Here is a 9,809-nt window from a genome sequence, read left to right as displayed (position 1 = left end):
TTTTATAAATGAAAAAAATAGAAAATTTATAGGTATAAATAAAATGTACTCAGCTATGTTGAGTTGGAGTGAAAGTTCAAATTTTGTATTTTTAAAATATGAAGAATTAGTTGGAAAAAAAGGAAATGGTAAAATTCGAGAACACATTATTTACCATTGAAGAAAGAAAATATTTGAACTATTACCTAAATAAAAAAGAATTTTCGAATGGAATGGATTTACGAAATAAATATTTGCACGGAACAAACAGTAGTTCGGAAGATGAACAACAAAACGATTATCAAATATTATTGAAATTAATAATCCTTATCATTTATAAAATTAAAGACGATTTGAATTTATATGAAACTGAACAAAAAACTGGTGCCAATAACTAAGTCTTCGGACTGTGCGTAGCACAAAGTCTGAAGATCGTGTTGACTAAACCGTATGCAGGTACTATGGGTTTTGCGTGAGATATATGTTGTGATTTTATAGGTGAGTAGAAACCTATTTTAGGAAGATATGCTATACTATGAGGTGTTTTTAGCACCTCTGTTCTGTTTTTAGATCGTCTTTAGAGCATTTTAATATGCTTGTTTTTAGTTTGCTAAAATTGGGACATAGATTACCCTCGTTCCCACCAGTTTGCAACTGCTGACATTATCAATACTCCCAACAAAACCTCTTTCAAATCTCATAAACATTCTCAAAACCCAACCACTCAATCAAAACCTTTAAACCCTTCCCCAAAACATTAACACCTTCTTAAATAATCCTTTATAAAATATTTGTATTTTTAAGTACATCCTGTGCGCGAAGCACAATGGGTATCACTTAAAAAATTAAATAGTATGAAAAAAAGTATGTTGAAAATAGACGGAGTCCGTGTGCTCAATAAAAGCGAATTAAAATCAATTTCAGGAGCATCTTATGTCTCTTGTTATAATGACTCTCACTGCCCTAGTTATTCGTCCTGTGATTGTGCTGGAAGGTGTATCAGTTGGACAGATGAGGATTATGGAGACGGTTTATGCAACTAATCAGTTTCTAGTAGGCGTTCGCTTATAGAATTGATCGCTTAAATCATATACAAAATAGCAGAAAATCACCTACAAAAGGCTTGTGGTTTTCTGCTATTTTTTGTTGATGATCGTGATGTTTGGGAATCCTATTTCCTTACACTGCCCTGCTTCTCGCTGTTCGCATTTTAAGTTTTAAATAAAAATCGAGAAAGCCACTAGTATATCTTTTCGCGGAAGCGTAAAAATTTAATTTAGTACCGTTTTAAAGTGTTTCTAGTTTACCATTCTAAAGAATGAACTAACACCATAAATTTTATTTTTTAATAAATAGTAAATAGATCAGATTCCCAAGACCTACCACGCCTGTTAAACAGCCTAAAATAAAATCTATTTTTGTAGCAATATAAGTAAGTTTATGTTCGATTTTGGTGGCGACTGTGGCGTACAAAGCATATAGCGAAAAGGAGCCTATAGTAGAACCGATAGAGAAGTACAAACTATTTTGCAAAGAATATTCAAAATACTCTAATCCTATTAAAAATGAGATGGATGTAAAATAAAATGGGATGGCAAACGTATTCAGCAAAGACATAAAGATGCCGTGTAAATATGCTTTTGACTTATCTATTTCTACTTTTTTTTTCTCTTTTTTTGAAGCGAAATACAATCTGAAAAAATTAATAGATAAAAGGATAAGTATTCCTGTACCTACTTGTTGAATAAGGGTAATATATTCTGAATTTTTCATCAAAATACTTGACAAATACGCTCCTATATTTGCCTGAAAAAATAATACCGTAGCAAAACCTCCAATCAGATACAAAGCCGATTTCCTCCCACTTTTTAAACTAAACTTTACGACCGTTAGATTTAAAAAACTAGGTACGATACTGCCCGAAACTGCAATGCCAAATCCTAAAAGTAAACAGGTAAAAAAGATCATACTATATTTCTAGGCGCAAATAAACAACTTAAAGATTTTATATAATACTACGTTTCACTTTTAGTTTAATTCAAAAAGGTTGTACCTTTTTAGATACTAACTTTGAAGTATACGTCAACTCATAAAATTTTAAAACATCCTTATGAAAAAAGTACTGATTGCGCTACTCATGATTCCGATGATCCTCTTGGGACAAAACGCTGATACTATTCAAGAAATGGAATTGGAAAAATTAAACGAATATCTATTCACGGAATATGCTTTGCATAAGAATACAAAACCTCTCAACGAAGTAGCCACAGAGGATTTTGTGTTGATTGCAGCACCTGGTATGATAGAAAATAAGAAACAAGCCATTGATGGTGTGGAAAATCTTAGTATTTCATCAATTCATGTAACTATTGACAAAATGATAACAACAGAACACGTTGGCATTATCATAGGCATTCTAGAAATGAAAGGAACGATTATGAATAGACCTGTTCCTGGAAAAATTCGGTATTCTAGTACTTTTGTAAAAGAAGATGGCGTATGGCGACTTAAGGCGCGAACAATGACACCAATGCGCATGCAATCTTCAAAAAACTAAACACGACAAGAAACTACAGTTAATAAACAATATGGAAATACTTTATACTAAAATCTTTGAAAGTCTAGTGGTTGTAGGAATATATATCTTGACAAGAACAACTTCTAACAAACTTATTAATAAAAATATGACCATGAAGTTGATACAAAAACCTCGTGGAAAAATCATTAAAAAAGCAATCAACTTTACCTTACTATTTGTTTGTATTACTTTTATTTTAATTATTTGGGGAGTAAACCAATCTGATGTTGCTGCGTATGTTGGCTCGATTCTTACTGTTGTTGGAGTCGCCTTTTTTGCACAATGGTCCATTCTATCAAACATCACTTCCAGTATTATTCTCTTTTTTAATCACTCTGTCAAAATAGAAGATACAGTTACTATTATGGAAGCAAAAGAGTACGAAATCAAAGGGAGGATTAGCAATATTGGATTATTCTTTGTGACGATTAAAACGGAAGAAAACGAGGAAATAAGCTTACCTAATAATATTTTTATTCAGAAAATGATCAAAAGAGAACCTTCTCATAGTATCAGCGAACAGGAATGAATCATCAAAATTTATTTTTCAATGATACTAAATTAAGAACTCTTTGGAGAATCCTGATATTTGTTTGCTTAGTAGCACTTGCGATTTCTCCCTTAATTCTTCTTAAGAATTCTTTTATACAATTCTTTGGTGCTTTACTTATTCTTATACTAGGTCTGTACCTTAGCTCGAAATATTTAGACAAAAGAGATTTTTCAGCCTATGGTTTAGTGTTCAGAAAAGAAACTTTTGTTCATTTGCTGGTGGGTATCATCATCGGTTCTTTTTCAGTCGTTTTCCTACTTTTTATTGGAAAAGTAACAGGTATTTTGTCTGTTGCTGTAGCAGCTAAAATTCCAAGTCTTTCAAGTTTGCTTCTATTTGCATTTAAAATGTTTCTGGTCGCTGTACTGGAAGAAACATTTTTTAGAGGTTATCTATTCACCAATATCTATGATGGATTCAAATCAGAAACCGTCACCAAAAAACAAGCCATTTTGATTGCGGTTATGTTATCATCTGTCCTTTTTGGACTCGCGCATATAGGCACTAACAATGCTTCTCTTCTTTCTATTATATTTCTTTCCATTAACGGAATGGTTTGGTGTATTCCGTTTATAATTACTAAAAATTTAGGATTGTCCATTGGATTGCATCTGTCATGGAATTTTGCTCAAACTCAAATCGGATTTACGATGAGTGGGAACAAAGCTGTAAACTCATTCTACAGTATTCAAAACAATGGGTCTGATATATTGACTGGCGGAGACTATGGCCCTGAAGCAGGAATCATAGGACTTGTTGGGTTTATGATGATGCTCGTATTATCTATTACTTACTTAAAATTAAAACAAGTTTAAGACTTATTTCTTTTCATTATTTTTATGGTTAAGCCCTTTTTTTTTGCAAAATATACCTAAGAAACTATCTATACTATGATTTCACTAAGATTCAAACTCCATCTAAACTTCTGCCTAAGTACGCTTTCGCGAAAGCGTATAAAAAAAACACCAGAATTAAAAAATTGAGATGAGCCTAACTAGCTATTTTAAATGGTTCTTTCGTAGCACTATAAAAAAGGATTTTACTAAAATAAAAAATATAGGAAATTAAATGCTTTACATCAAATTCAACATACAGGACGCTTCAAAATATGAAGACTTTCAAAAATTATACGAACATCTAGTAAACATAAGAAAACCTGGGTTTCAGTTTGAAGAGGAAGGTCCTGAATTTGATTGGGACCGCATGACAGAGGAAGAAGTTGAGAAAGCTACAAAGCAACTCATTGATTTTTTGGATGAAGAACCTGAAGTGCGTAGATATCGTGAATTCATACCAGAATATACACATCTATTTCTAGAGAACTATCTAAAAGTAGATAACGAAAAACTACAATCGCTTGGGATTCAAGAAGTACTTTCTATTTTTAATTACTTAGAATATGGCTTTGAGGTAGATTTTGATCACCTCAAAAAAATAGATCAACACTTAGGCATAATCGAATTTTCTACAGGCAACTATCCTTTTGGCGGTTTGGAGCGATTTTTAATTACTCTAAAAGCCTTTGGTTTACTTCCTACAGAATGCTTTGATGGGTTTACGATCTGCACATTTGAATGGGTTTCTGATTTTGAATACAATACCACTACATTTCCTGAAAAAACAAAAGACTATTTAAAGAAATACAAAAACTAAAAAAAAGGGAGTCTACATTTTCCAGAAAGCAGGTTCAGTTTTTATTTGTTAAATTAGACTCTTGAAAGCCCCAACTAATTCTATATAAATACATTATTTATAATTTGTTGTGTATTTTGATTAGATTTCTTTATTTTTTCCCCTCCCTGAAGGGTGAATAGCAGAAATCTTCATTCCATCCTTTAGGACTCGAGGAAAAGAATGGAGATTAGTCGTCCAAATAACAGCTATTTTGGCAAAATGCACAATGGGTTATTTATAATTTAAAAAATATAATGATGACTAGATGGTACTTTAATTCAAAAGAAAATTTCAAATCCTATCATCAATTAATTGAACTAAGTGAATTGTCAGAAACAGATAAAATCTTATTCAAAATTAGTTGGTTGGATTATTTAAAATATCTTGATAGACTTGCTATAAAAGATAGCCTGTTTTTTAATATTTTGCAATTGCTCGTTATTATTGTTGGGATCTTAATTCCCGTTATTGAACAAAGCAAGTTGAATTCAGAAATTGGAATCTCTTCGATCACTGTTATCAGTATTTTAGGGCTTACTATCGCAATAGCCACCGCATTAAATAGACATTTTAAATTTGAAGAACGATGGAAGCATTACAGAAGAAATGCAGAAATTATACGAAATGAAGGAGAAGATTTTTTTGGACTCACCGGAAATTATGAGAATGCTCAAAACCAGAAGGATGCGTTTAAAAAATTTATTGAAAACATCACAGCTATCAAAAGACAAGAAGTAGATACTTTTATTATAAAGGTTCGGAAAAAGGAGTAAAAGATGAAGACCATACAACACATAGCAAAACATTTGAGGGATGTCTATTTTTCTGGAAATTGGACCTCTTCTAACCTTAAAGATCAGCTTGCCGATGTTACTTGGCAAGAAGCCACCACACAAATATACAATTGCAATACGATCGCGACACTTGCCTATCATATTCATTATTATGTAGTAACGGTCACCAAAGTATTAGAAGGAGGTCCGTTAGACGGGAAGGATATCTACAGTTTTGACCATCCTCCTATTCGCTCCAAAGAAGATTGGGATACCTTTTTAGAAAAGACTTACAAAGCAGCAGCTCATTTTGCTTCACTCATAGAACAACTTCCCGAAGATACCTTATGGGAAAAATTTGCAGATGAGAAGTATGGAAACTACTACAGAAACCTACAAGGTATCGTTGAGCATACACATTACCATGTAGGACAAATCGCAATTCTTAAGAAAATAGTAAGAGCACAGTAAAGTGTGGTTTTATACGCTTTCGCGAAAGCGTACACCTCCCTAAAAGAATCCAAGAAAAACTAATCCTATATCAAGGCAATATTGCTTTCGCTAAAAAGTTATATTTGTTATAAAATTTTTCTGAATGCGCAGTATTTATACATTACTCATCTTAGGTTGTATTATTTTGGCAAGTTCTTGTCGTAATGATTTTGATACCACACCCAGTACGGGAAATCTACGCTTTTCTAAAGACACGATTTTTTTAGATACCGTCTTTACCAACATAGGCTCTAGTACGTTTAATTTGAAGGTCTATAACGATTCTGACGAAACCATTAATATTCCGACGGTTCGGTTGACAACAGGCGAAGATTCAGATTATCGTCTCAATGTAGATGGAGTTGCGGGACGTACGTTTGAAAATGTAGAAATACTCGCTAACGATAGTATTTTTGTTTTTGTCGAAACCACGACCGATATTAATAATGTTGGCGCTGGAAGTTTAGAGTTTTTAAGTACCGATGCGATTGAATTTGACAGCGGTCCTATTCAACAAAAAGTCGAATTAGTCACCTTGGTTAAAGATGCTATTTTCCTTTTCGCCGATCGGGACGATGCCACAGGCATGGTAGAAACCTTAACCATAAACGGCGTAGAAACCACCTTAGAAGGACGTTTCCTTACCGATGACGAATTAACTTTTACCAACGAAAAACCCTATGTCATTTATGGCTATATGGCGGTGGGTTCTCCAGATGGAAGTACACCAAAAACCTTAACCATAGAAGCAGGTGCGCGTGTCCATTTTCATGCAGATAGCGGGATTATTGTCGGTGATAATGGTACCCTTGACATCAATGGTGCCTTAAGTACCGATGCAGAACTTCTAGAAAATGAAGTTATTTTTGAAGGCGATCGCTTAGAAACTTCGTTTTCTGAAACCCCTGGACAATGGGGTACGATCCTACTTACCGATGGCAGTGTCAATAATGAAATAGACTACGCGACTATAAAAAATGCGACTGTAGGGATTCTAAATGAGTCCATTACACAAACAGGAAATCCTAATCTTACCCTAAGCAATACACAAATTTATAATGCTTCTGCCGTAGGTTTACTCAACCGTTTCTCTATTGTAGAAGGTCATAATGTCGTCATCAACAATTGTGGACAGTTTGCGATGCTAGTGCAATTGGGCGGTAGTTATAACTTTACACATTGTACGTTTGCGAACTACTGGACCCAAAGTTTTAGAGATACCCCTGCGGTGTTTTTGGACAATACCTTACTTGTTGGAGATACCCTCAATGTCGCTAGTCTTTCTGCTAATTTCACCAATTCGATCATTTTCGGAAACCAAGGCGAGGAGATTGGATTTAATCGTGACGAAGATGCCGACTTTAATTACAATTTTAGGAATACGCTTTTACGTTTTGATGATACGTTTGGAAATTTTGATGAAGATCCGTTATATGATTTTACCAACACCACCTTATATACAGACATTATCCGTGGCGGAAATCCTGATTTTCAAAATCCATTTAACAACCTCTTACAAGTAGGCGAAGAAACCGCTGGCAACGGACAAGGCTTCCAAAGTGCTGCTAACCTTTTCCCTTTTGATATCAAAGGCACTAACCGCACCACCGCTCCTGATTTAGGTGCTTATGAAAGTATTGAGTTGCCAGAATAATAAATAGCATACACATATTTTAAAAGCTGTTTCTTTAAGAAATGGCTTTTTTGTTTTGCTCTAATGTTACTCAAAAAGTGTCTATACTCTTTTCTCTATATTCTGTGCTCTCTTTTTTCCGCTTTCAAAGAGCATAGCGATGCAGAAGTTTATGCTGAGCTTGACGAAGTACGAAAAAGGAAACAGGATTCAAAGGAGTCAAGAATCAGAACTAAAACATAAAACTCAAAAAAGGCAGGGTCTCCGTATGTAAACCGTGTCACGAAGGTTTGCATCACTAATTGCTAACACTACCTATAGGTTTCATAAATACCGATTATCTATAAAAAATACTTTTAAACTACGTATATTCCTACTATAGAAACTATTAATTATATAGAGGATAAATTTGTAAAGTTTAATTTATAATTTACTTTTATAGACTCACTAAACTAAAAACAATTATAATGGGGAAAAAAGTATTAATCGCAGCATTTGCTGCAATATGTATCATAAGTTGTAGCACTGAAGACAGTGATATTCAAACAATAACTATAGACAAAAACATTCCAGAAATTGCAGATCTAATAACATTTATTCCTGATTCTCAGTACGACGATACATCAATAGGAAAATATGTTGGTATATTTGGTCACCACTTAAATCAAGAGTTACACGGTAAGATTTATGTAAATGCTGGTCTTGATACTCGGTATACGGCACTTATACAACTTGTAAACGGAGAAGAATTAAAATTTAAAGGCGTACAGCAATCTAGAAGTAAAGACATTGTTTACTTTGAAGGTGAAAGTGGAGCTTTTGATATCGACTTCACAGACCATAGAAGTCCAGAAGTGACTAATGTTATGATGGATAGTTCTGATACAGAAGCGTATATAATTTTAGCCAAAACAACAAGAGGTGTCGATCCTTTGGTCATTGTTGGTAGCTATGTTGATTCTACTGATCCTACATTTTTTGGAAATTGGGATCTTATGGCAAATCCGTCTACAAATACGGCAACACCTGTTTCGTTTATGGGAATAAACGGTACTGCTATCACACAAGAAATTATAACCATGTCCATCAGCCACGCAGGATCAATGATTCCTTTTATTAGTAATACCGCAGAGGATTTTGATACAAACATAGCAGTTGCTTGCGCACCACCTGGAGTTGTAATACCAACGACAGAACCTGTCATTATAGACCTTATTGTTCCATTTGTAGGAAATGTTGGAGGTGGTATAAGTGCAGGAGGACAAACCTCCATGATTAATGGTATAGAGGCAGCATGGAGTTTCAACTACACATCAGCGATTCCTATTGCAGGTCTTCCTGAAATGTATGTAGCAAATGATTGTAGCCCTACCTTATCAGGAACTTGGTCTTGGAACGGGAGAACAGGCACTACCACTGCATTATAAATTGTACGATAATTTAGTACTCAAATGACAATAGCAATGAGGATTCATACATAATGAGTCCTCATTTTTTTATAGCTATATTTAACCATGTTTAGCAAAGAGCAATCAAAAGAAATACGACAACAATTTTGGATATTTTTCGGAAAACGATATCCGAGAAAGTGGCTTTTATATAATACAGGTATAAAAGATTTTGCACTAAAATTTGATTTTGATACCAAAAGAGCGATGGTCGCTATAGAAAGTGCTGCTAATGATGAAATCGATAGAACCTATTATTTTGATAAACTCATCAGTCTTAAAAAGATAGTACTTAAAGATGTTTCGTCGGAACTTATTTTTGATGAACACTATCTACTCCCTAGTGGTAAAATCGTCTCCCGTTGTTATGTATCATTAGAAAACGTAAGTATTCATAACAAAACTACCTGGCCAGAAGTATTTGAGTTTTTCAATACCTATATGAATAAACTAGAAAACTTCTTTTTAGAATACAAAGAGTATATCACCTCTTGAATTATAAAGCATACTGCTTAAAAGTAAACTCAACACTTATTAATAGCGAGTATAAGCTATTACTAGACATGCAATATAAATATACTACTCTTTTCGAATAATTTTTCAAATATACGCTTTCGCGAAAAAATCCTCAGATCCGATCTTTTTGGGTCAAAATAAAGAGTACCAACTTCGTATATAG

General features: G+C 33.8%; 11 protein-coding genes. 10 read left to right on the top strand and 1 reads right to left on the bottom strand.

The features are described from left to right. Positions 1-833 precede the first annotated feature (833 nt). Positions 834-1,022, top strand: a complete 189-nt coding sequence (locus tag Q0505_RS07550) for a hypothetical protein (RefSeq protein ID WP_299210847.1) — start codon at positions 834-836, stop codon at positions 1,020-1,022. Between the two features lie 295 nt (positions 1,023-1,317). Here Q0505_RS07550 and Q0505_RS07545 read toward each other — a convergent pair whose 3' ends face one another. Further along, the gene (locus tag Q0505_RS07545) at positions 1,318-1,947 is read right to left on the bottom strand and encodes a LysE family transporter (RefSeq protein ID WP_299210842.1); all 630 of its coding nucleotides are present in this window, start codon (positions 1,945-1,947) and stop codon (positions 1,318-1,320) included. 142 nt (positions 1,948-2,089) lie between these two features. Here Q0505_RS07545 and Q0505_RS07540 point away from each other — a divergent pair, with 142 nt between their 5' ends. From Q0505_RS07540 to Q0505_RS07500, 9 genes are all read left to right on the top strand, one after another. Next, positions 2,090-2,536 (top strand): nuclear transport factor 2 family protein, encoded by a 447-nt coding sequence (locus tag Q0505_RS07540; RefSeq protein ID WP_299210839.1) that lies wholly within the window; start codon positions 2,090-2,092, stop codon positions 2,534-2,536. 31 nt (positions 2,537-2,567) lie between these two features. Further along, positions 2,568-3,086, top strand: a complete 519-nt coding sequence (locus tag Q0505_RS07535; protein WP_299210836.1) for a mechanosensitive ion channel domain-containing protein — start codon at positions 2,568-2,570, stop codon at positions 3,084-3,086. Positions 3,087-3,295: 209 nt separating this feature from the next. Beyond that, a complete protein-coding gene (locus Q0505_RS07530; protein WP_299210833.1) occupies positions 3,296-3,925 on the top strand; it encodes a CPBP family intramembrane glutamic endopeptidase in 630 nt (209 codons plus the stop codon). Between the two features lie 253 nt (positions 3,926-4,178). Next, on the top strand, positions 4,179-4,763 hold the full coding sequence (locus tag Q0505_RS07525; RefSeq protein ID WP_299210830.1) for a hypothetical protein: 585 nt from the start codon (positions 4,179-4,181) through the stop codon (positions 4,761-4,763). Positions 4,764-5,041: 278 nt separating this feature from the next. Beyond that, positions 5,042-5,557: a DUF4231 domain-containing protein gene (locus Q0505_RS07520; protein ID WP_299210826.1), complete on the top strand. Its 516-nt coding sequence runs from the start codon at positions 5,042-5,044 to the stop codon at positions 5,555-5,557. Between the two features lie 3 nt (positions 5,558-5,560). Next, positions 5,561-6,028, top strand: a complete 468-nt coding sequence (locus tag Q0505_RS07515) for a DUF1572 domain-containing protein (protein ID WP_299210823.1) — start codon at positions 5,561-5,563, stop codon at positions 6,026-6,028. 124 nt (positions 6,029-6,152) lie between these two features. Continuing rightward, a complete protein-coding gene (locus Q0505_RS07510; RefSeq protein ID WP_299210819.1) occupies positions 6,153-7,703 on the top strand; it encodes a hypothetical protein in 1,551 nt (516 codons plus the stop codon). Between the two features lie 446 nt (positions 7,704-8,149). After that, positions 8,150-9,109, top strand: a complete 960-nt coding sequence (locus Q0505_RS07505) for a hypothetical protein (protein ID WP_299210816.1) — start codon at positions 8,150-8,152, stop codon at positions 9,107-9,109. Between the two features lie 87 nt (positions 9,110-9,196). Continuing rightward, complete coding sequence (locus tag Q0505_RS07500; RefSeq protein WP_299210813.1) at positions 9,197-9,625, top strand: DUF4268 domain-containing protein; 429 nt, start codon at positions 9,197-9,199, stop codon at positions 9,623-9,625. Positions 9,626-9,809 lie beyond the last annotated feature (184 nt).

Source organism: uncultured Dokdonia sp., assembly GCF_937910895.1.
In the GTDB taxonomy this organism is placed as follows: Bacteria; Bacteroidota; Bacteroidia; order Flavobacteriales; family Flavobacteriaceae; genus Dokdonia.
The sequence above is the reverse complement of the archived record's forward strand: the minus strand, read 5'-3'. Positions and strand labels throughout refer to the sequence as shown.